This window comes from Ketobacter sp. GenoA1, from assembly GCF_003671475.1.
GTDB lineage: Bacteria > Pseudomonadota > Gammaproteobacteria > Pseudomonadales > Ketobacteraceae > Ketobacter.
The window spans coordinates 437867-460767 of the sequence record NZ_RCHM01000020.1; the positions used below are offsets into that span (position 1 = coordinate 437867).

At 55.5% G+C, this 22901-nt stretch carries 20 protein-coding genes; 8 read left to right on the forward strand and 12 right to left on the reverse strand.

Translation table 11 applies throughout. From position 1 onward, the window contains the following. Positions 1-53: 53 nt before the first annotated feature. Positions 54-1166 carry a pilin gene (locus D9N13_RS07970; protein ID WP_290588011.1) on the forward strand — a complete coding sequence of 371 codons (1113 nt, stop codon included), beginning with the start codon at positions 54-56 and terminating at the stop codon, positions 1164-1166. A gap of 123 nt (positions 1167-1289) precedes the next feature. On the opposite strand, the gene D9N13_RS07975 is transcribed toward D9N13_RS07970, so the two are convergent. The 7 genes from D9N13_RS07975 to D9N13_RS08005 form a co-directional block, all read right to left on the reverse strand. Then, positions 1290-1631, reverse strand: coding sequence for a hypothetical protein (locus D9N13_RS07975; protein ID WP_290588013.1), 342 nt, complete (start codon positions 1629-1631; stop codon positions 1290-1292). A 169-nt stretch (positions 1632-1800) separates the two neighbouring features. Next, the gene (gene mutM / locus D9N13_RS07980) at positions 1801-2613 is read right to left on the reverse strand and encodes a bifunctional DNA-formamidopyrimidine glycosylase/DNA-(apurinic or apyrimidinic site) lyase (protein ID WP_290588015.1); all 813 of its coding nucleotides are present in this window, start codon (positions 2611-2613) and stop codon (positions 1801-1803) included. A 21-nt stretch (positions 2614-2634) separates the two neighbouring features. Continuing rightward, positions 2635-3855, reverse strand: a complete 1221-nt coding sequence (locus D9N13_RS07985) for a hypothetical protein (RefSeq protein ID WP_290588017.1) — start codon at positions 3853-3855, stop codon at positions 2635-2637. After that, complete coding sequence (locus tag D9N13_RS07990) at positions 3839-4567, reverse strand: ABC transporter ATP-binding protein (RefSeq protein ID WP_290588019.1); 729 nt, start codon at positions 4565-4567, stop codon at positions 3839-3841. The genes D9N13_RS07985 and D9N13_RS07990 overlap by 17 nt, the downstream gene beginning before the upstream one ends. Positions 4568-4601: 34 nt before the next feature. Beyond that, on the reverse strand, positions 4602-5843 hold the full coding sequence (locus tag D9N13_RS07995) for an ABC transporter permease (RefSeq protein ID WP_290588020.1): 1242 nt from the start codon (positions 5841-5843) through the stop codon (positions 4602-4604). Position 5844: 1 nt separating this feature from the next. Further along, a complete protein-coding gene (locus tag D9N13_RS08000; protein WP_290588022.1) occupies positions 5845-7080 on the reverse strand; it encodes an ABC transporter permease in 1236 nt (411 codons plus the stop codon). Further along, positions 7080-7883 (reverse strand): outer membrane lipoprotein-sorting protein, encoded by an 804-nt coding sequence (locus D9N13_RS08005; RefSeq protein WP_290588024.1) that lies wholly within the window; start codon positions 7881-7883, stop codon positions 7080-7082. Before D9N13_RS08005 ends, D9N13_RS08000 begins: the two co-directional genes overlap by 1 nt. A gap of 88 nt (positions 7884-7971) precedes the next feature. On the opposite strand from D9N13_RS08005, the gene D9N13_RS08010 reads away from it, so the two are divergent. The 7 genes from D9N13_RS08010 (at position 7972) to D9N13_RS08040 (ending at position 17216) form a co-directional block, all read left to right on the forward strand. After that, complete coding sequence (locus D9N13_RS08010) at positions 7972-10011, forward strand: hydantoinase/oxoprolinase family protein (RefSeq protein ID WP_290588027.1); 2040 nt, start codon at positions 7972-7974, stop codon at positions 10009-10011. Between the two features lie 190 nt (positions 10012-10201). Beyond that, the gene (locus D9N13_RS08015) at positions 10202-11173 is read left to right on the forward strand and encodes a fibronectin type III domain-containing protein (RefSeq protein WP_290588029.1); all 972 of its coding nucleotides are present in this window, start codon (positions 10202-10204) and stop codon (positions 11171-11173) included. A 130-nt stretch (positions 11174-11303) separates the two neighbouring features. Beyond that, entirely contained in the window at positions 11304-12128 is an 825-nt protein-coding gene (locus tag D9N13_RS08020) for a response regulator (RefSeq protein WP_290588031.1), read from the forward strand. Further along, on the forward strand, positions 12125-12958 hold the full coding sequence (locus D9N13_RS08025) for an HDOD domain-containing protein (RefSeq protein WP_290588033.1): 834 nt from the start codon (positions 12125-12127) through the stop codon (positions 12956-12958). Before D9N13_RS08020 ends, D9N13_RS08025 begins: the two co-directional genes overlap by 4 nt. After that, entirely contained in the window at positions 12951-14018 is a 1068-nt protein-coding gene (locus tag D9N13_RS08030) for a response regulator (protein WP_290588035.1), read from the forward strand. The genes D9N13_RS08025 and D9N13_RS08030 overlap by 8 nt, the downstream gene beginning before the upstream one ends. A 2-nt stretch (positions 14019-14020) precedes the next feature. Beyond that, on the forward strand, positions 14021-15877 hold the full coding sequence (locus tag D9N13_RS08035) for an ATP-binding protein (RefSeq protein ID WP_290588037.1): 1857 nt from the start codon (positions 14021-14023) through the stop codon (positions 15875-15877). Position 15878: 1 nt separating this feature from the next. Then, the gene (locus D9N13_RS08040) at positions 15879-17216 is read left to right on the forward strand and encodes an HD domain-containing phosphohydrolase (RefSeq protein WP_290588039.1); all 1338 of its coding nucleotides are present in this window, start codon (positions 15879-15881) and stop codon (positions 17214-17216) included. Here the strand turns inward: D9N13_RS08040 and D9N13_RS08045 are convergent. The 5 genes from D9N13_RS08045 to rpmB all read right to left on the reverse strand — a co-directional run bounded on the left by D9N13_RS08045 (position 17202) and on the right by rpmB (position 22843). Then, positions 17202-18335, reverse strand: coding sequence for a DUF5723 family protein (locus tag D9N13_RS08045; protein WP_290588041.1), 1134 nt, complete (start codon positions 18333-18335; stop codon positions 17202-17204). The genes D9N13_RS08040 and D9N13_RS08045 overlap by 15 nt on opposite strands. After that, positions 18307-20826: a hypothetical protein gene (locus tag D9N13_RS08050; protein WP_290588043.1), complete on the reverse strand. Its 2520-nt coding sequence runs from the start codon at positions 20824-20826 to the stop codon at positions 18307-18309. The genes D9N13_RS08045 and D9N13_RS08050 overlap by 29 nt, the downstream gene beginning before the upstream one ends. Positions 20827-21079: 253 nt before the next feature. After that, on the reverse strand, positions 21080-22294 hold the full coding sequence (locus D9N13_RS08055) for an EAL and HDOD domain-containing protein (protein ID WP_290588045.1): 1215 nt from the start codon (positions 22292-22294) through the stop codon (positions 21080-21082). A 144-nt stretch (positions 22295-22438) separates the two neighbouring features. Continuing rightward, entirely contained in the window at positions 22439-22594 is a 156-nt protein-coding gene (rpmG, locus tag D9N13_RS08060) for a 50S ribosomal protein L33 (RefSeq protein ID WP_156870890.1), read from the reverse strand. A 12-nt stretch (positions 22595-22606) separates the two neighbouring features. Continuing rightward, the gene (rpmB, locus tag D9N13_RS08065; protein ID WP_290588047.1) at positions 22607-22843 is read right to left on the reverse strand and encodes a 50S ribosomal protein L28; all 237 of its coding nucleotides are present in this window, start codon (positions 22841-22843) and stop codon (positions 22607-22609) included. Positions 22844-22901: the final 58 nt, after the last annotated feature.

Below are 22901 nucleotides of genomic sequence, written 5' to 3' on the forward strand. Positions count from 1 at the left end.
CGGGGCCGAACCACCGACACAAGAATTAAAACCAGAAAATTTAAGGGACAGCAATGAGTGAAGCTCGTTACAACGTGGTCCTGACCGGCCACATTCAAGCCGGTCAGGATCACACTGCGGTAGCCGCGCGTCTGGCGGCCCTGATGAAACAGCCACAGGAAAAAACCGCTAATCTGCTGCAGGGGCGGGCCAGCAGGGTCAAATCCAACCTGGATACCGCCAGCGCCCAGCGCTACCAGGCAGCGCTGGAAAAAACCGGGGCCCAGGTTGAACTGCAACAGCAGGCCAGCCCACCACAGGCGCCTGCTTCCGACCATAATGGGGATTCCTCAACCCCATCGGCGGCGCCCAACCCAGCGCTGCAACTGGAACCGGTGAGCACACCACAGCCCGCCGCCGCTGCCGCGGCTGACACCCCCTATTCTCCCCCCACCGATGACCATCTGCACCCGGATGAGATCCGTTACTGCAGCCATTGTGGCGGTGAAGCCCCCCGCCTGGCGCGGATCTGCCCCCACTGTCGACGCCGGCTCCCCACCCTGGGACGCAGCCGCGAGGTGGCGGCGGTGTTGGCCCTGTTGCCTACCGGCTCCTGGGGCTTCCACCGCTTCTATCTGGGCCAATGGTGGGGCATTTTTTATCTGCTGTTCAGCTGGACCCTGATTCCCAGCCTGGTGTCTCTCATCGAATTCATTGTTTTTCTCTGTACCAGCCGGGAAAAGTGGGATGAGAAACACGGCCATAAAACCGGTTCCAGCCTGTGGATCTGGGTGGTGCTGGGTCTGTTCATGATGATCATGCTGCTGGGTGTACTGGCGGCGGTGGCCATTCCCGCCTATCAGGATTACCTGACCCGGGCGCAGGTGAACCTGACTCTGCTGGAGGCGGATACCCTGGAGGATGAAATTGAAGCCTTCATTGAACGCACCGGCTTTGTACCCAACAGCGCCCTGGACATGGCCAAGGATGAACCCGGTCAATTTACCCACGGCAGCTGGGTGATCACGGACAATGCGGTGATTACCGTGACCTTCGATGACAGCGCCAGCACCATTCGCGGCGAGACCCTCACTCTGGTGCCGTACCAGGAGCCCGGTGGTTTGATCTGGGACTGCACCGGTGGCACGCTGGAGCCTGCCTACCGCCCCCAGGAGTGCCGCCCCTGACGGCGCAGCAGCAGGGCTGATCCGGCTTATCCGTTGCCCATAAAAAAGCCCTGGCCTGCCAACGCAGACCAGGGCTTTTTTATACTGAATGGGCTAAAGACTGAATGTGCTAAAGCGGCGTTATTATTCCGACGTGTTAGCGGTTTGCGCGGTGGACAAATGTTTGTTGGAACAACCCAGGCAACGCAGGAACGTGCTCTTGAAAGGCGTCACCACCAGCGTATTGCCTGCCTCACCGGCATTGCCACCCAATGCGGAAAACGGCAGTGAAACCACAAACAGGCCGGTTCCAATCACCGTGGCCACCAGGGTCAGGGGGCGAACCAACAGCACGTCACCGGTCATCTCCAGTCCGGAAGGACGATCGGTCACAGTTTGCGCCTGGGATACCGCGGGTGCCGCTGCAAACAGGGCCATGGACAAAGCCACCAACACGGATCTAAAAGTGCTCTTCAGGCTGCGCATAATCTTTCCTCTTTATAATTTTCTCTAAGGTAGCCACCTAAGTGCTTTATTCTAGTGTATTCCCTAATTTGGAAACGATCCACTTTTGACAGCCCGGTGGCCCGCTTTTTTCTGGCGGTTTATGTACTGGATCAACTTTTGGCGGCCATTTTTTCGCCGCTTATGCCGTTTAAGTCTGGCACAGTTTACAAAAAACGGTAGAACGTTGCCCCAATCGAATCTCGGTCAATGGGCCTTTACAACCAACACAGGGCTGCCCGGCCCGGCCATAAACCCGTAAGGTTTGCTTGAAGTAGCCCGGTTTGCCATCACCGCCAACGAAATCCCGCAGGGTGGTGCCCCCCATATCTATGGACGCCGCCAGCACCGCTTTGATGGCGGAAACCAGCCTGGCGTAACGGGCCCGGCTGATGCGTCCGGCCGGCCGTTTCGGGTGAATCCCGGCCATAAAGAGGGCTTCATTGGCGTAAATGTTTCCCACCCCCACCACGACATGGCTGTCCATGATGAAGGTTTTCACGCTGCTCTTACGCCCTTTGGCCCGCGCCACCAGGTAATCCACATTGAATGCCTCGGTCAGTGGCTCCGGCCCCAGCCTGACGATCAGCTCATGCTGCAGGGGATCATCACGGGTCCACAACCAGGCCCCGAAACGGCGCGGATCGCAGTACCGCAACAGGGTACCGTCACTGCATTCCAGATCCACGTGATCATGAAACAGCGGGGGTTCCCCCCGGGCGGCAATGCGCATGCTGCCGGACATGCCCAGATGGGCGATGATGGTGCCGTTACTGAAGCGCAACAACAGGTATTTCCCCCGCCGTTGCACGGCCTGCAGTTTCCTGCCCTCTGCCTCATGGATGGCCGGCGGCACCGGCCAGCGCAGACGGGGCTGGCGCACGTGCAGGGCTTTCACCCGCTTTCCCACAATGTGCGGCTCTATTCCGCGACGGGTGGTTTCCACTTCCGGTAATTCAGGCATTGGGTTACATCTTCTTCCGATTCAAAAATACCAGCGCAGGCTGGCGTAAAGGCTGACCGGGTAAGTACCAAACTCAGAGCCAAACTGCAACGTTGCTGACGCCGGATCCGGTTCCAGGCTGTCCCCTGCGCTCCAGTACACACCCACATCGGAATACAGATTTTCGCTCCAGCTTCTCTCCGCCGCCAGACTGATGAAACAGGAATCATCCTGCAGGTTGAAAAAACCGGACGCGGTGACATTCAACAATGGGCTTGCCTGCCAGTTCAGGGCGGGAATCAAATAATGTTGACCCAGCAGGTAGACACCGGCCCGTTGATAGGGTTGCAGCCGCAACAGCCCGGCGTAATCCTCCGGCTGACCGGCACCGGCGCCGTTGTAATGGTACTCCAGCATCAGCACCCACCGGGCATCCAGGGCATAATCGCTGCCAATGGAGTGACGCCAGTAATGGGCAGGTTCCGCATCCACGAAGGCCGTTTCCAGCCAGACCCCGAAATCCCCCAGGGCGGTTTCCACACCGCCGCCCACGAGCCAGGCTTCGTCCAGTGCAATCAATACCCCTTGCACATCCTTGCCGCGCCAGTTGTCGCGACCGCGCAGAAAGGCGCCACTGTTGGCTTTTTCCGCGTTTTCACCAATCACTGCACCTACGTCCAGTTGGGCGAAATCCCCCAGCGCCGCCTGATAACGAATCGCATCGATCCCCACCCGGTACTCCTGATTCAAGGTCTGCAGGGCAAAGGGTACGAAGATGTCCGTGGGGTTAATAAAGCGCGCCGAACCAAAACTCACCACCTGACGCCCCACTGTCAGATCACCATGCTCCGTGCTGTAACGCAGATTCAATCGATCCAGGTTGTGCAGCAGCAACCAGTGATCCTCTTCCCTGTCATCATCGTTTTGAATATCGTCAATACGATAACGGTTGTCACTGTTGTTCAGGGTGGAAAACGGGCTGCCATCGGCAACCGATGGAGTCGGTTTATCCCGGTACACCGGTTGCAACTCGTAATGCAGCTGCAGACTCCAGCGGGCGCCGGGAAAGTAATCCAGCATCAGCCGCAGGCTGTTTTGCCACTGCCATTGTTCGGCACTCACCGGTGCCACGGCATCCTGCCACAACCCATAGCTTTTCAGGTAACCGGCACCGAGCAATTGCTCATCGGCCTGGGTGCACGGCGCCATCAACAGCGCCAGGCTGGCCCAGGCACCGTAATGCCCCTTAACCACGGCGCTCATCCTCCACCACACGGCCATCCTGCAAATGGATAAGGCGGCTGGCCCGCTCCATGATTTTGGGATCGTGGGTGGAAAACACGAAGGTCATACTGCGGCTTTCATTGAGTCCTTTCATCATATCCAGCAAGGCGCTGCCGGTGACGGAATCCAGGTTGGCGGTGGGTTCATCCGCCAGAATGATACTGGGCCGGGATACCATGGCCCGCGCCACCGCCACCCGTTGCTGCTGGCCACCGGACAATTGGGCCGGGCGCCGATCGGCATAGCCTTCCAGCCCCACGGTATTGAGCATGGCCTGAACCCGCTGCCGCCGCTGCGCCGCCGGAACCCCCTGCAACAGCATAATGTATTCGATGTTTTCCTGCGCCGACAGCACCGGGATCAGGTTGTAGGCCTGAAAAATAAAACCGATATGATCACGGCGAAAATCCGATAGTTCGCGCCCACTCATGTGCGCGATGGATTTATTGTTCAGGTGCACATCACCTACGCTGGGCGCATCCAGCCCACCCATTAACTGCAATAGCGTGCTTTTACCGGAACCACTGGGGCCGACGATGGCTGTGAACTCGCCCCGCGCGATGGTGAGGTTGATGTCATCCAGTGCTTTCACCTGAATATCACCGCTGCCGAAGTAGCGCCCCACACCACGGATATCAAACAGAATATCGCCTTGCGCCTGTGGTTCCGTTTGCGATGGTGCTGTGGTCATGGGGCATTCCTTATGCTGGGTTTATTCATGGCCGCTAGAGCGTTTTGCGCATGGCGCGGGTGGGCTGTAAGCGGGCCGCATGCCAGGCCGGATAGAGACTGGCAACCAGGGTCATCAATACTATCGACAGCGGCATCCAGGTGAACTGGGCCCAATGCAGCATCGGGAAAATAGGCTCCTGCAACGTCACACCGGACATTTCCAGATTACCGTAATCGATGCCAGTGGCCGCTTTCCACCAGGTCAGCAATCCCCCCAGTACCAGCCCCGATAGCGCGCTCAACACGCCAATAAAAAAACCTTCGTACAGTATCTGCCAGAACAGCTGCACCGGGCGGGTTCCCAATGCCAGCAGCACACCGAATTCATACTGCCTTTCGTAGATGGACATGAACATGGAATTGATCAACCCCAGCGCCACCAGCATAAACAAAATTCCCGCCACAATCAGGGTGGACACATTGGACATTTCCAGCACGCCACTGAGCTGTGGAATGAGTTTTTCCCAACTCAGCGTTTGCAGAACTTGCCCACGCCAATCACCATTGTAACGCTGCCAGTCAAACGCCGGCGGCGCCGGCAAGCGCAGCGCGATTTCATGAACACCGGTGTCCATGCCCAACAGGCGCTGGCCTCGGGGCAGGGTGATGAACGCCAGATTCTGATCCAGCATCCGGTCGTTAAAGTGAAACATGCCCGACACGCGGAACAACTCCTGAGACAGATCGCCACCCTGTATCTGGGACACGGTAATCACCACCCGGTCACCCAGCTCCACTTCCAGTAAACGCGCAAGCCCCGTGCCCACCAGCAACTGGCGCTGCCCCTCTGCCGACCCGTTTCCGGCGTGCAGGTAATCCCCCGCCACCATGGCCTGCTGCAGCTTACCCAGTTGCGCTTCGGCGGCCCCATCCACCCCGTAAACCATGGCTGCGGCCACGTTTTCCGACGATGCCAACATGGCTCCGGTGATCACGCGGGGTGCCGCCACGGCAACGGCGGGATCATCATGCAACAACTGCAGCAGGTGATCGCTGTGGGTTATGTACAGATCCACATCGTTGTTACGGCGAAACCCGGCGCGGTGGATCTGGGCTTGCCCTAATAAAGTCCCGGTGGCAATGCGCACCATGGACTGGCTCATGCCCCGCACCATGGCATCGGTAAACATCAAGGCCGCCAGGCCGCAGGCAATCAGGCCTACGGTCAGCAACGTTCGCCGACTGTTGCGGAACACATTGCGTAATGCCAGGGTCAACATCAACATTTTGGGCATGCTATACCGCCTGCAACGCATTAATGGGTGTAATGCGGGCCACGCGCCAGGCCGGGAACACACTGACCAGCAACGTGCTGCCCATCACCACCAGGGCCGGAACCCCCATGGTGAACCAGGAAAACTCCCCCAGTAACCGATCAAAGCGAATGCCACCCATGTCAAAGCCCTGGGACAGTTGAATACCGTGATGAACGAAATAGGCGTTCACAGGCAACGCCAGTACAACACCCAGCACACAACCCAACACAGCCAGCAGCATGGCTTCCAATTGAATTAACCGAAACAACAACCCGGGCCGGGTGCCGATGGCTTTCAACACACCAAACTCTCGGGTGCGTTCCAGCGTACTCATCAGCACGGTGTTCAGTACACCGATGGACACAATAAACATAATGATGCCCATGGAAATGTACGTACCCTGCTTATCCGCCTGCATGCCATTGTAGAAACCCTGTTCCACCTCCTGCCAGGGCTTGACTGCCAGCGGCTGCTGTGGAACGCGGTGCGCCAGGTGTTCCTGTATGCGCTGCGCTGCGTCACGGGCATCAGCGGGCCGCTCCACCAACAGCGCCAGCTCATGAATACCCTGCGGCAAGCTGATGAAGTCGCGCATGGCGGTCAGGGGCAGATACACGTTCATACGCTCACTGGAATCTTCCGTTCCCACAATGGCACTCACCTGAAAAATATCATTGGCGATGGAACCGTCCGCCCCCTGGGAAATCAATACCAGTTCGTCACCCACCGATAGTTTCAGTGTCTGGGCCATGGCAAACCCCAGCATGGCCGGCCAATAGCCTGCCTCATTGACCTGATTCGGCAGCCACACACCCTGCTGCACTTTTTTTGCCAGCAATGTTGTGCGCGCTTCGCGCCCGGGATCGATGCCAATGACACTGGCCGGGGCGGATTTGTTTTCACCATAGGCCAGGGCCGGGCTGTACAGGCGCGGCGCGGCGGCTTTGATGTGGTAACGCAGCAGCATGGGCGGCAGCCAGTCGTCCACCTGTTGCATGCGCTTATGCAAGGCAGGGCGATCAAGATAGCCTGCCACATGGATCTGGATATGCCCGGTATGATCGCGGGTAAACAGATCGATGATGTTGTTGTAGGAGCCTTCGGAGAGTGACAGCGACAGACACAGCAGAAGATATCCGCCGCCCATACTGAGCAAGGTCAGCAAAGAACGTCGCCGCTGGCGCATGACATTGCGAAACGCCAGTTTGAACAGCATCAGCGAAACCGTTTTTGCAAATTACGCAGGGTAAAAATATCGTCCTCCACCGGCACATCCAAGGTTAACGACTGATACCGTACCACAGTCTTGTGGCCATCTTTATTGAGCGGTGTCATGGTCATGACCGAGGGCATTTCCCGGCCGGAAAAGGTTTTGTTCTCAGCAAACGTCATCACCCGTACCCGCTCTCCCTGTTCATTGAAATAGGTTTGATCCACCGGCAGCAGTTTATCGCGACTGACCCGGATGACTATGCGGGCCCACACGGTAACCGTTTGGGTTTTGGGGATCAGCGTCAGCACATGTAAAGCGTCAGCATCCTGCAGGGTCACGTGGTATTCTTCCACCAGGGATACTTCGCGCACCAGATCATCGTTGGTAAAATCCGACCCCATCCAGGCGCCCATCATCATGGACGGCGGCACCTTGATGACTTTATTGATCTTGGGGAAGTAATTCCACATTTCACGATCGATCTTCAGGGTGGCAACACCGCGGTCTTTTTTCGGTGACAGCACTCTGATAAAGGTATCTTCCATGCCCCGGGTCCAGGCTTCCAGCGCCATGGTGCGCTGCCAGTTGGGTGTCACGATTTCCATGGTCATGGTGGCATGGCTGCTGTCGGAGCGATACAGCTCATCGATTTTCCGCAGCAACGCCACCGCGTCCGGCTCGGATTGCGCTGCTTCCTGTGCAACGCTCGCCTGTCTAGCGCTCGCCTGCCCATCAGCCCCCTGCACCCAGCCGGCCACCACCAACAGCAGGATGCTGATTAAACTGCGGATTGCTGCTCGCTTCATACTTCGGCTCCCTTCATACTCCTGCCCCCAATGGGGTACACTTGGCGCTTCACCCTGATCCCGGCAATAGTCCCTGTTTTTGATTTTTATGGCAAATTCCGCTTCCAATCCTTCGGGCTCTGGCCCCCGCGCACCCACCCGTGAAGCTGTTCTCGGTGTGGACACCGGCGGCACCTTCACTGACTTTGTGCTGTTACAGGGTGATGCTCTGCGCATTCATAAAGTGCTCTCCACCCCGGATGCGCCTGAGCGGGCCATATTGCAGGGCATCCACGAGCTGGGGCTGGATACGGCGGTGGCGGCCGGCAGCGTCAGCATCGTGCACGGTTCCACTGTTGCCACCAACGCGGCCCTGGAAGGTAAAGGGGTCAAAACCGCATTGATCAGCAATATCGGTTTCAAGGATTTGCTCAGCATCGGCCGTCAGACGCGCAGGGAGTTGTACAACCTCCAACCTGCCCCGATCACACCCCCGGTTGCGGCGGCATTGTGTTTTGAAATGCCCGGGCGCATCACCAGCGACGGCACGCAAGTGGATGCCATCCCGGATCATGCGCTGCAGGCATTGCAGCAACAATTGCAGGCCGCCGGTGTGGAAGCGGTTGCCATCAATCTGCTGTTCTCGTTTCTGAATCCGGCACCGGAACGCACCATCAAGCAGGCATTGGCTGAACGCTGGTTCGTCAGCGCTTCCCACGAGGTACTGGCGGAAGCCGGTGAATATGAGCGTGGCATCGCCACCTGGCTCAACGCCAGCCTTGGCCCCAAAGTCACTCATTATTTGCAACGCCTGCAGCAACAGGTATCACCTTCCTCATTGGCGGTGATGCAATCCACCGGCGGCACCATGAATGCGGCAACCGCCGGCCAATCGGCCGTCAACATGCTACTGTCCGGCCCCGCCGGTGGTCTGGCAGCCGCCCGCTTTATTGCCCGCCAGACCGGATTCAGCAAACTACTGACCTTTGACATGGGAGGCACCTCCACTGATGTGGCGTTGATTGACGGTGACATCCGCCTCACCAACGAGGGCAGCATCGGCCCCTGGCCGGTGGCCGTACCCCAGGTGGATATGCATACCATCGGTGCCGGCGGTGGCTCCATAGCCCATGTGGATGCCGGCGGCATATTACAGGTAGGCCCACAATCCGCCGGCGCCGCGCCGGGCCCGGCCTGTTATGGCCAGGGAGGAACCCAGGCTACGGTCACGGATGCCAACGCCGTACTGGGGCGCCTGCCGGCGCAGTATTTTCTGGGTGGCAACATGCGCCTGGATCTGCAAGCGGCGCGGCAGGCACTGGATGCCCTGGCCGGCACACTGCGGTTATCCCGCCACGACTGCGCCCAGGGCATCATCGACATTGCCAACGAGCATATGGTGCGCGCCCTGCGGGTGATTTCCATTGAGCGCGGCTATCACCTGGATGACTTTCACCTGTGTTGCTTTGGCGGCGCCGGGGGGCTGCACGTCTGCGCACTGGCCGAAGCCATGGGAATGCAGCAGGCCATCGTCCCCAATCAGGGCGGTGTGCTCTCAGCCCTGGGCATGGTGGTGGCCCCCACATCCCGCCAACTGTCCCATGCCCTGCAACACCCCCTGGCGGAGGTGACCTTAAGCGAACTGGAGGACATTCTGGCCCAACTGCAACACCAGGGTAAAGCGGCCCTGCAAGAGGAAGGCATTGCCACGGAGCAGATGCACTGGGAATGCTCGCTGGACGTTCGCTACCAGGGACAGCGTTTCTACCTGAATCAAGTCTGGGATGGGCAACTGCAATCGGTGGCAAGCCGCTTCCATGCACAACACGAACAACGCTATGGCCACCGCCTTAACATCCCGTTGGAGTTGGTGAACGCCCGCTGCAAAATCAGTGCCGGGGCAGCGGTGAACCGTTTACCCCGCACCGGCCATCGCTCCCCGGCCCTGCCCACAAGCCACACCAGCCTAACCGGCCTGGCGCAGCCGGTTCCGGTTTATTGGCGGGAGGATCTGGGCAGCGAACAAGTCATTTCGGGGCCGGCATTGATTGCGGAAACCGTCTCCACCACTCTGCTGGCCGAACATTGGCAAGCCCGGGTCGACCCGTGGGGAAACCTCATTCTGTGCCTGAATAAAACACAACATTAAGTTGGTTAGCACTCAGAAAAGCACCTAATACAATTCAAATCACATAAACAGCCTTCATCCCATCACACCCCATTCGGCCTGTCTTCACAGTCTGAACATTTGCCGTTTTATAAACCTATTTAATCCTCGGCCCGACACTACACTTGCCCTTGTAAATTATCCCAGCAGTGTTTTTCAGGTATCAGAACGAATGAAGTTAAGCAGTTTAGTTTTCCTTGGATGTGTCCTTTCCCTTACCACCAGCAACGTGAGCCTTGCCGCCAGAGACAACAATCCCTGTGACGCCAATGGTGAACTCAAGGGCTGGGCCAAGAAGCAATACGACCCAAGTGTTTGCGCCCCCGTTACCAGCAACAGCGCACCCACCGTGCAGATTACCGCACCAGGTGACCAGGCGGAGTTTGCCGATGGCCAACTGATCGGCTTTCACGCAGCCGCCACCGATGTGGAAGACGGTGATCTGAGTGCCAGTGTGATCTGGACGTCTTCCCTTGACGGCAGCATTGCCGCCAACACCACCCTGTCACCGGGCAACCACATTATTACCGCCAGCGTCAGTGATTCCGGCAACCTGTCCGCCACCGATAGTGTATCGGTTACCGTGAGCGCCCCGCCGGCCACTAACACCGCCCCCACCGTTTCGATCGATTCGCCGCTTTCCGGCACCACCGTCGAAGAAGGCACCGCGTTGTTATTGAAAGGTTTCGCTGACGATGCTGAAGATGGCGATCTCAGCAACAGCATTACCTGGTACAGCTCCGTGGACGGTGCCATCGGCAACTTCACCACCCTGTCGGTGGGTGACCATCTGATCACGGCCACAGTTACCGACAGCAACGGTGCCAGCAGCAGTGACACCATTAACCTCAGCGTGTTTGAATCCACCGCGCCGCAAACCTATTCACTGGCGGTCACCTGGAGCGCCCCCGAGCAACGGGCCGATGGCAGCCAATTGGCAGCACAGGAACTGGCGGGCTACCGCATCAACTGGAACAACGACACCAATGGCGAATCCGGTTCGCTCCTGGTGCAAGATGGAACGGCGACCTCCTACCAGATTGATAACCTTAATGCCGGCAGCTATCGCCTGTCACTCAATACCATTGACATCAATGGCCTGGTGAGCAGCAACAGCACGGACATGGTGGTGGAACTGAACTAGGATTGAGCCACGCATATAAAATACCCGCATGAAAAAGGGCATTGTTAGACCGACCAACACTAACAATGCCCGACCTTGCCCGCTTTGCTACAGTTAGTCTTAAGGATCTTTCTAAATAGTAGTTAAGGCAATGGAACGTCATATCCTCATCGTGGACGATGAACCCAATATTCTCAATACGCTGCAACGGCTTCTGGAAGAAGAAGATTACGTTGTCTATCGAGCCGACTGTGGTCAAAAAGGCATCGATATCATCGATGCCAATCCCCAAATCGGTGTGGTGCTGTCGGATCAACGTATGCCCAACATGACCGGCACAGAATTTCTCAAGCAGATCAAACTCAAACACCAAAACGTCGTCAGAATGATCCTTAGCGGTTATTCAGAATTGAGTACCATTACCAATGCAATCAATGAAGGCTCTATATTTAAATTTCTCACCAAACCCTGGGAAGACGATTTACTACTAAACTCAGTGCAGGAAGCGTTTGAATACTTTGAACTGGCGGAAACCAATCGCCAGCTGACCCAGCAACTGCAGGACAGCAACGCCAAGCTGGCTGAATTCAATGCCGGCCTGGAACGCATGGTTGAAGAGAAAACCCAACGCCTGCAACTGCATATTGCTTCGCTCAATGTCTACCAGGATGCGATGGAGCAGTTTCCATTCGCCATTATCGGGCTGGACGAATCACTTACCATTGCCCTTGAGAACAAAGCGGCTCGAGAGCTGTTCACAGACAACACCACCAGTCTTCTGGGCTTGCCAACAGAGCAGGCCTTTCATAATCACTGGCGGGCACTAACCGATGCAATCAGTGTATTCGATGCTGATATTGACCAGTCTAAAACCAGGTTCAGCATCAATCGGTTCACATTCACACTGATCAAACTGAGTCATGAAACGGAGAGGCTTGGAAAATTATTGATCGCAATACCGGATACAAGCCAATGATCGCTCAATTTAAACAAAGGATTTCGGAAATCAACCGCGTCCAACCACTGAATCCAGTGATGATGGAACTACTGCAGGCCATTCAGGATTCCAACAGCGAGGCCGATGACCTGAAGCGCATCATTGATTCCGATGCCAACACATCCGCTACCATTCTCAAAATTGCCAACTCACCCTTCTATGGATTATCCGGAAAGATTCGCAATGTGCGTGATGCCTGCGTACTCCTGGGCTTCGATCAACTGAGAAACATAATCTATGCCACTGCGCTGCATCATGCCACCAGCAATGGGCCGCACCCGAAATGGCGCCTGGCACTGAGTCAACATGCCCTGGCCAGTGCTGTCGTTTCCCATACCCTTGCCCAACTGCCGGAAATACCGGTTGACCCAGGGCTGGCATATTCCCTTGGGTTACTGCACGAACTGGGAAAACAGATACTGATCTGTGAGATGCCGGATATTTTTGAAGCCTTTATGGAGCTTGCCGACGCCGATTCCGCCGCCGAATACGAACCACTGTTTGCCGAAGCCGGGGTGATTATTGCCAACAAGTGGCGCCTGCCGGATTCCTTCCGGGAAAGTATTGCCCATTGTCATACCCGCACTGACCAGCATGGCGAGTTTCTGGAAGACATTAAGCTGGTACGCTGCGCACATTCTGTTGCCCAGGCCTGTGGATTTCCTACTCCGGGCAATTGTAGCGAGGCAACCCCAAGTGAAACGCTTTCAAAATACTACCCGGATCTCGACATTGATAAAGTTGTTCAACATATCCAGGAAAAACTCTCGGAAAACCAAGACCTAACCAGGGAAAGTCAACATGACTAGTAACATTCTACTCGTCGACGACGAAGAGAATAATCGCAATGCAATTCGTCGTCTTTTCGAAGACTACGACATCGACTTTGTTGAAGCGGGTAACGGCAAAGAGGCGCTGCACCAACTCACACAACACGATATCGATCTGATTCTGTTGGACATCAAGATGCCGGTAATGGATGGCTTCACCTTTCTACGCCACCACTCAGACAGCAAAACCCGACCCAAACCGCCGGTGTGCGTGATGACGGCGTTCGATGATGCCGACACCCGGCGCAAAGCGATCTACCTGGGAGCGGATGACTTCATCAACAAACCCATCGACCCGGTTGAACTGGAAACCCGCATTGCCTCCCTGCTGCGTATCAGCCATCAACAAAGGGATCTGCTGACCTTCAACCAGAATCTGGAAAAAACGGTAGAGCAACGTACACAACAACTGCGTGAGGCCCATGAAAAGCTCCAACAGACTGAACGAGCCAATAACCAAGCCTATCGGGAAATGATCGCACGCATCAGCCGGCTGACCCAGTTCAATCAGTCGGTCAGCAACATCGACCCACGCAAGCTGGGCATCTGTACAGCAGCCCTGGGTTGGTTGTGCGAGCTGCCCCAGGATCAGGCCGAGAACTTAAGATTATCGGCGCAACTGTATAACATCGGCATGCTGGCATTGCCGGAAAAACTCAGAGAGACACCCATAGAGCAACTCAAAAAAGACGAACTGGCGGTGCTTTCATCCCATGCCAAAATGGGCAGCGATCTATTCAAGGGTTCCGACATTCCTCTACTGAAGCAGACGTATAACATTTGTCTTTATTGTCAGGAGCACTACGACGGTACGGGTTTACCAAACCGCGTCAAATCAGAGGCCATCCCGCTGGAATCCCGCCTGTTCACCACAGCAAAGCTGATCCTGGAAACACTCCACAACGATCCGCAGGCCAGTATTCAGCGCGTTAAAAACACGCTGCAGGATCATGCCGGCTCACTACTGGACCCGGTAATTGTTGAGACCATTCTGCAGTCGAATGATGCACTGGAAAACATCATCAAGGAGTTGAGCTAAGCATGCCGAATGATTCCAAAGACCAGATGCTGCTCATGGCCCAAATGATGGCCGACTCCGACTCGCCCAATGTGAGAGCACGCCTGGACAGCTACCTGCCACTGATATTCATTGTGGTGGTGGGCATCATCATCTCTGGAATTGCCTTGTATTCTGCAAAACTATGGGAAGATCACGTGGAAAGCAACATCAACAAAACCAGTGAGCTGGCCTATATCAACGAGGTCAATCGAAACCTGTTCAATATGCGCCAGAATACCAATGCCATGGCGGGCATGGTGGCCGCATCGAACTATATAAGCCAGGAAGAGTTCAGTGAATACGCAGACTGGCTACTTAAAAATCAGCTCACTACGCAGTTCATTACCCTATTACACTATAAAAACCAGAATTATCTGGAACCCCCCGGAGCGGATGATTCCAGACTCTTGATCAACCACATCAATGAGTTCATCAAAAACAATAAATATGATCCGGGCTTTGGCCCAACCAAAGAGGCGTTCTTCATCCTCAAGATCAACGACGGCGCGAAAAGTTTTATCGTGCATACGTTACTCTTTGATAATTCCAGTCTGGATCAACCGCTGATCCTGGCATCCGCAACCCGGGTGCAGACCCTGACCGAAGGCATTCACGATGATCTTCCCCTGCTGATCAATATCAAAGACGTCTTCGGCAATGAAATCAAGAAGTCATTCTTCGGTGGCGAAGATGATCCAACCTTGCATGTAATCCGGCATACCTATGAAAATCTCGATATCGAACTGGCGATCCCCAATTCCATATCGGTGTTACAAAGCGCCATTTACCTGAAGTGGATATTGATTCTGTTCAGCATCGCTTTTACCCTGGCCCTCTGCATACAGTTCATTCTGGCCAAACGATCCATGAAACAGCTTGCCAATCTGGCGGTTCAGAGAGCCAACGCCCTCACAGCCATCAACAGTGATCTAACCGATGAAATACTCAGCCGCATTGAGTTTCAGTCAGAGTTACTGGAAAAAAATCAGGAAATACAATCCATCAACTCGCAGCTGGAAGAGGCCCAGAATCAGCTCATTCAGCAGGAGAAGCTGGCGTCTTTGGGGCAACTGGCAGCGGGCGTGGCACACGAGATCAACAACCCGGTTGGATTCATCAATTCCAATCTGACCATGCTGGCAAAATACACCGACCGGGCACTGCAATTAATTCATCACATGGAGCAAACCATAGAATCCCAACACGACGAAACCGCCATCGCCGAACTGAATAAGGCCCGCACTGCTTATAAATACAAATCACTTAAAAACAACATCATGGCGGTCATCGATGAATCTTTGGAAGGTGTTGACCGGGTGAAGCAGATCGTTCAGGATCTGAAGAACTTCTCACGCATCGACGAAGCCGAATGGCAGTGGGCCGATATCCATGCCGGCATTGAAAGCACGCTGAACATCGCCTGGAACGAAATCAAATACAAGGCAGAGGTTCACAAGGAGTACGGCGAACTACCCAACATTGAGTGTGTGCCCTCACAGATCAATCAGGTGATCATGAACCTGTTGGTTAATTCAGCCCATGCTATGGCGGAACCCGGCAATATTTATATTCGCACGTCATCTCAGGAAGACAAGATCACCATTCAAGTGGAGGACGACGGCAGCGGAATATCAGACGACATCATTGGGAAAATATTTGATCCGTTTTTTACCACCAAAGAAGTCGGCAAAGGTACCGGGCTGGGTTTATCCCTGTCGTATGGGATCATCAAGAAACATAACGGAGAGCTGACGGTGGTTTCAACGCCAGGGAAAGGAACCGTATTCACCATCGTTTTACCCGTCTCCCGCAATCATTCTGATCATAAGGCCGCATGAAATGCAACCAGAAGACGCTGAAATGGAAACCACCGCCACGCTGCTGGTGGTAGATGATGAAGAAAACATTCTATCAAGCCTGGTGCGCCTGTTCAGCGATGAGGATGGTTTTGACGTCATTGCCAAGAGTTCCGCCACGGATGCACTGGCGGTTCTTGAAGACAGGCCGGTGGATATTATTATTTCCGATATGAGAATGCCCATTATGGATGGCGCCACCTTCCTGGCGCAGGCTGCACAGCGCTGGCCCGATACCGCGCGCATGTTGCTGACTGGATTTTCCGACATGGAATCCACGGTACGCGCGATTAATGAAGGCCACATATCACATTACATTTCAAAACCGTGGGATGACGACGATCTGGTTGACAAGGTAAAGAACGCTTTGGAGCTAAAGCGCCTGCGCGAACAGAACAAGGTGCTATTGCAGATCAAGGAACAACAAAGGGCCGAGCTCCAGGCGCTGACCGAAAATCAGGAAGCCATTATCCGCAGCCGGACAGAAGAGCTGCAACAAACAGCCTCACAATTGGATGTAGCCTACCAGGAACTGCAGGAAAGCTATTATCAGTCCATACCCCTGCTGTCGAACCTGGTTGAAATGAACGAGCGCCATAAAAAGAATCATGCCGCCCGGGTGGCCAACATTGCGAAGATCATCGGTGAAGAAATGCAGCTGCCCGACAGGGAAATGCGCCAGCTGTTTATTGGCGCCCTCCTCCATGACATCGGCAAACTTGGGTTGGAACAAAGCATCAGGGGCAAGTCCACCGATAGCATGTCGCCCCTGGAGCGAAAACGTTACCAGCAACACGCCATTCTGGGTGAAAGCGCACTGTTGTCGTTCGACCCGTTGCGGGATGCCGCACAGATTGTACGCAGCCATCATGAGCGATTTGATGGCAAGGGGTTTCCCGGTAAGCTCTCCGGCAGCGACATCCCGCTTGGGGCCCGCATTGTTGCTGTGGCCAATGACTATGACAACATCCTGCTACCCAACAACTTTCTTGGCAAGAACCTCAATGATATGCAGGCACATGAGTTCATCATTCAGGAATCGGGCAAACGTTACGACCCGCAGGTGGTTTCCGCGTTCGACGCCGTGATCGACAAAGTCAGACTGTTGCTCGCCAAAGACCGGGAAGCGTTGCTCCCCCTGGACAAGATCGAACCGGGAATGACCCTGAGTCAGGATCTTATAAACCAGCACGGTATGGTCATGCTGGTTGCAGGCCGCGTGCTCACCGAAGCCCATATCAAGAAACTGCAGCAATTCGAGCGCGCCTTCGACACCAAACTCATGATTTCAATCAAGCAGCCGCCGTCACCGGTGGAGTAGGGGTTGATAAGCAAACCGCAGGGCCAGCGCTCTGATGCCTTCATCGATGCCATCGGCGCCCAGGGAAATAACCCACCCCGGTGTTCGCCACTGCAATTGCAGCATCTCCGTTTGCGGCCAGTAACCCAGCTTTAACGCATGGGATGCCAATAACGCCACGGACGGGGCAAGCAGGGTTTTATCATATTGTTGTTGCAGCATGAGCCCCACCCCCAGCCTGTCTGATACTGCATAGTCGTAATCCGCCGTAATCCGGGTTTGCAACGGCTGGCGAAATTCATCAGACACGCCTTCATAGCCGGACAAGGTGGGATTAACCCGCACGTACCCTGACGCATCATAGCGTTTGTTATCCGAATTCAGGGTGCCCTCCGTATAAGGCGCATCCCGCCAATAAATGGCCCCCACCAGATCCGTCGCCACCACTGACAGCCGGTGTTGCCGGTATTCTGCCTGCAACGCAAGATCCACAGCGTAGCCGGTTCCCGACGGCGCCTCCACCTGGCGCTCAAACAGCCGGTCTTCGGAGTAGTGGTAATTCAGCTCCGCCACATAATCGTAATCACGGTTGTTAACGGTGCGGCCACGGCCCACAAGACGCCCGTCAATCAGATCCTGCGCTTCAAATCGCGCAAACCCCACTTGGTAATCCAGCGCCATCACTGCAAAGGCATGATGATTACGGAAAGCAAAACGCAACCCGGATGCCTGAAAGTGGCGGGCGCGCAGATCGATCTCATAGTCGGTGTTGGGTGCAAGATCCAGTTGATTGGCCGTGCGCCAGTACAGCTCCGCCGTATCCGGGCTGAAACGCAAGTCGTATTCCTCGCGCCTCAGATACCCCAGGGAAAAGTGCCCCCATTGCACCCCCATCTCAAGCCAGTTCCAACTCCATTGCCGGTCACCGGATTCGAAATCCGTGGTTTCCCATTCGTGCAGGGCAGCATCAATGGGAACCGTTTCACTGTAGGTAAAACTCTCCAGCTTGAAATACACACCCAGGCTGTCGTTTGCGTAAAGCGCGGAGCAATGCATAACCAGGGTCAGGGCCACCAGGGCAGCCCTGACCAACACAACAGAATTCACCATCTCAGAACAGAGACTCGAAGGTTCCGTCATTATAGCGAATCAGGGTCAGGCCATCGCTGGTGGTGGATACCGTGCCAACCTGTTTGCCACCCACCCGGGCAACCCCGCTGATGTCATCTTCAGCCTGCACATCCAACACCAGCTCAACGCCATCGGCATTGCTTAAGGTAATGACACCGGTTGCGCTGTCTGGCTGCTCAATCACATCCACTTCCAGGCTGTAACTTTGGCCGTCATAGGCGATGGTCAGGATCGCATCGGCCATACGGAACTGATCGCGGTTAATGGCCAGGGTGGCGGTGGCCTGCGGCAAATCAGGGCTGTCCACTTGAGCAGTGACACTGAGACGGCCGCTGATGAAGTTGTCTTCGGTTTCCACCATTGGCGTCAGGTAGGCTTGGTAGTACACCCGGTAGCCGGGATTTTCATATTCCATATACTGCAGATCCACGTATTGCAGACCACCGCCATAGCCCAGGCTTGCCTCAACCAATGGACGGGCGTCCAAAAAGAACTGCTGGGTAAACTGCAACGCTTCGTCACTGTCGTCTGAATAATAGAAGGTATAGGGGCCGCTACCGCCGGGCGCCAGATAATCGATCTGCATTTGGCACCACAATCCCCCACCGGTGCCACCGTACCAGACAAAGGTGTCCGGCAGGGCCTGGGAACCATCCCCCCGGGCTTCTTCGAATGCCGTTGCCAGGCGCTGCCCGGGGTTGTCATAGGCTTCCGGCAACCCTTCCACCAGCATGCTGCCCACAAGCTGCGACTCACTGCTGACATAGGCGAACAGATCAAACCGGGTGGCGTTGTCCAGATCCAACTGCACGCGGGCATTGGTGCTGGCACTGCCGGTGGAGAACGCGCCATCCAGCAAAAAATACTCAATGTTCAATTGCTCATCACGGCGCGCCACCCCCTGATCCAGAGTCACCAGATCAAACGCCAGGCGTCCGGTAAAACTGGCATCACTGACCGCCACCTCAACATCGCCGGCAAAACGGGCACGGTCAAACCAGGCCAGCTCGTAAGCCGGGTCTGATTCGTCCGTTATCACCAGGCCGTCATCGTAGTCAAAGCTCAGCGCCATACCATTGAAGATCAATTCACTATTGGTATCTGCCACACCACCGGACAAGGTCAACATAACGCTGTCCGCAGTGAAGGCTTCAATCACACCGGCATTCACCGTCAGTTTGTCTTCGGTGATATTGGTGCCCAACACCAGGTCAACCGATATGGCAGGGGCATCACCCAGGGTACCGGTAATACCAAGCGACAACCCGGTGGCATCAACGGCAAACTGCGCTGTCATCGTGCCCACCGCCACTGCTTCCTCGTTGAACACATCGATCACATAGGTTTGTGGATTATCCAGTTGCTGCTGCAGGTCAAGGTTACGCTGGGATAAATCCTCCAGCACCTGGTCGAGCACCACACCCACCAGCCTCAGATTGGCCTGGGTTTCAAGGCTCACAACCGCGTCCACTGCCTCCAGATCGGCGGCCATGGCATCCATGGGCTGTTCGTAGTCATCGGCAATCACGCTGAGGAATGAACGGGCATCGGTAATCAATGACTTGGCCTGAGCCACCTCGCCGGCATTGATCTGGCTGGCAGGCTCGGGATCAAAGCCACCGGCAACAACCTGACTGGCAATCACATCCAGCACCTGCTGCACATCATCGGCCGCCTCTTCCAGCAGACCCGCCACCGCAGGGTAATCCGGCAGCTGGTCGGTTGCCAGGGCCACTGCGGACAGGATGTCGTTGATGGTGATGGCATCGCCGGCATCGAAGGCGCCATCGGCAAAGCTGCTCGCCAGGCCATCCAACGCGGTGTTGACGTTTCCGCTGTTCACGATCAGGTCAGCCAGGCCGGCATTAAACAGGGCCAGGCGTTTTGCATCGGCAGCGGCCGCCGCCAGCGCAGTGGCGTCAGTAATATCCACAACGCCGGTGTTCTGCACGTTGATTCCCACCAGCTGGTTGACTTCACTGACCGCCTGATTGAGGGACTCGGTGCTGACCGTCGGCTGGGACAATACCCGCGCGGCCACCATATGGGTAAGCGGCGTAATCTGGCCTGTGAGACTGGAGCCGGTTGGTGCCAGCACGGCATTCATGGTGAATCCATCCGGTGGGGATAAGGTGTCGCCAAAGGCGGCCCCACCGCATCCGGAAAAGGAATCGCATTTCATGCGGGTGTTGACGTCCGCGGTCAACACCAGCTTGATCAATCCACCCTGATACTGGTCGGATAACTGCAGTTGGTAGCCGCCGGCAGCATCGGTAACCGCGCTGCCCACAGCACCCAATTCAACCCCGCTGCCGTTCAACTCCATGGCCGTGACAATACCCTGCTGGACCACCCCTTTTGCCGCCACGCCGGAAACGCTGTTGGCAACCGGTTGCGGATCGTTCCTGTCATCGGAACCACCCCCGCCGGAGCCGCCGCCACCACCACATCCGACCAACGCGGCCAAGGCCAGCGCCATACTCAAAGCAGACTTCTTCATCGAAAACTCCATATCTAAAGGGGATATGGAACAGAACAAACAGGCTGTAGTTGATTTATAAAAGGCCAGGACAAGTCCGGGTGAACTCCTCCTTCACTCACTGCATTCCCCAATACAGACGATACTTCTGATCCCTGATACCCCAAAACTGCTGAAAAGAAAATTAACCAGCACGCCCGTGCGTTGCTGGGATCGTTTTTATAGCATCTCCTGATGCGAAAGGTAAGATTTCAGCCTCTAATTTATATCTCTATCAAGCGCTCAGCATACTGTGCCGTGCCACATCGGACCATTCCAGCGCCTGCAGGTAGACCTCCCACATGTCGGTTGACTCCAGGCCCAGGGACGGAACCTCATCGAAGCGGCCTTCATCGTAGGCTTTCACCGAGTACAGCACCTCACCGACGTCGCCGCTGCCCGTTAACAGCGCCAGCTCCAGATCCGCCGCCAACGGCATCTGTGACAACACCTCATCCAGAGGTCGATCCAACAGGGCATCCAGCATCGAAAACAAACCCGCCGTGAAATAACGGCTGGGGTGCTGGCGCTTGAGGCGGGTGGCCACCAGCTCACACATTTTGGCGCGAACGATGGCCGACACCAACAACTCATGGGGCTTGGAATCCACGGTGGCCAGGGCAAGCATGGCCGCCCAGCGCTTTAACTCATTGCCCCCCAATAGCACGACCGTATCTTCAATGGATTTCACGGTACGGGATAAGCCAAAGGAGGCCGAATTCACCACCCGCATCAACTTGTAAGACAGGCGCGGATCCTGGGCAATAATATGCGCCACCCGATCCACATCATAATCGTCCTTACTCACCTCCCCCAGCAGGGTGGTCAGCACGTGGTGGGAGGCCGGCACCGATTGCCCCACCATGACATGGGGCTTACTGAGAAAATACCCCTGAAAGTAATCGAAGCCTAATGTTTTGTAGAGTTCAAACTCCTCATGGGTTTCGACTTTTTCTGCCAGCAGCTTGCCCTGTACATTGCCGCAGGCCTGCAGCCGCGCCAGCTGCTCTCGCACACCCATCACCCCCAGCGCCATCACATCCAGTTTGATGTAGTGGGCGTACCCGAGCAGCGGACGCCAGGAATCGGAGTACACAAAATCATCCAGCGCCACCTTATACCCCAGGGCCACCAGGTTTTTCACTTCCCGAATCACATTGCCATCCACCACCACGTCTTCCAGTACTTCGGGAATGAGCAGCTTCTGCAGGCCCTTGGGCAGGTCTCCCCGCACCAGTATATCGTGGGTAATGTTGACCAGGGCGGGCTTGCCGTTGGTGATTTTTTCCAGGCCGATCTCGGAAAAGGCGTTGACCATCACCTGCATGGTGGCGCGGGTAGGGTCATCAATGATGGCAGTGCCGACGTTACCGCTGCGAAACAGCAGCTCATAGGCCACCGCGTTTAGATTACGATCAAATACCGGCTGCCGCGCCAGATAGATTTCCATTCCGTTACTTCTCACCCAAGCGGATCCAAACCCCTGTTAAGTTTGGCAGAAAACCGCAGAAGGTAAACTCAGGCAGTGCCTTTAACGAAAAAAGCCGAGCTGGTTTACCCAGCCCGGCTCCTCGCAATTCAGCTTGAAAATCAATTACTTGATCTTGGCTTCCTTGAACATAACGTGCTTGCGAACAACGGGATCAAACTTTTTGATCTCCATTTTCTCAGGCATGGTGCGCTTGTTCTTGGTAGTGGTATAGAAATAGCCAGTACCGGCGCTTGAAACCAATCGAATTTTGTCACGCATGATCCTGACTCCTTACACTTTCTCGCCGCGGGCACGGATCTCGGTCAACACCGTATCAATGCCTTTCTTGTCAATGATACGCATACCCTTAGAGGATACACGCAGCCTTACAAAGCGCTTCTCGCTCTCAACCCAAAAGCGATGGTGGTGCAGGTTGGGTTCAAAGCGGCGCTTGGTTTTGTTGTTTGCGTGTGAAACATTATTACCAGTGATCGGACGCTTACCGGTCACCTGACAAACCTTAGCCATTACTCGTCTCCAAATCGGCCATATCGCTGTCCGACACAACCTATCAATATAAAAACCG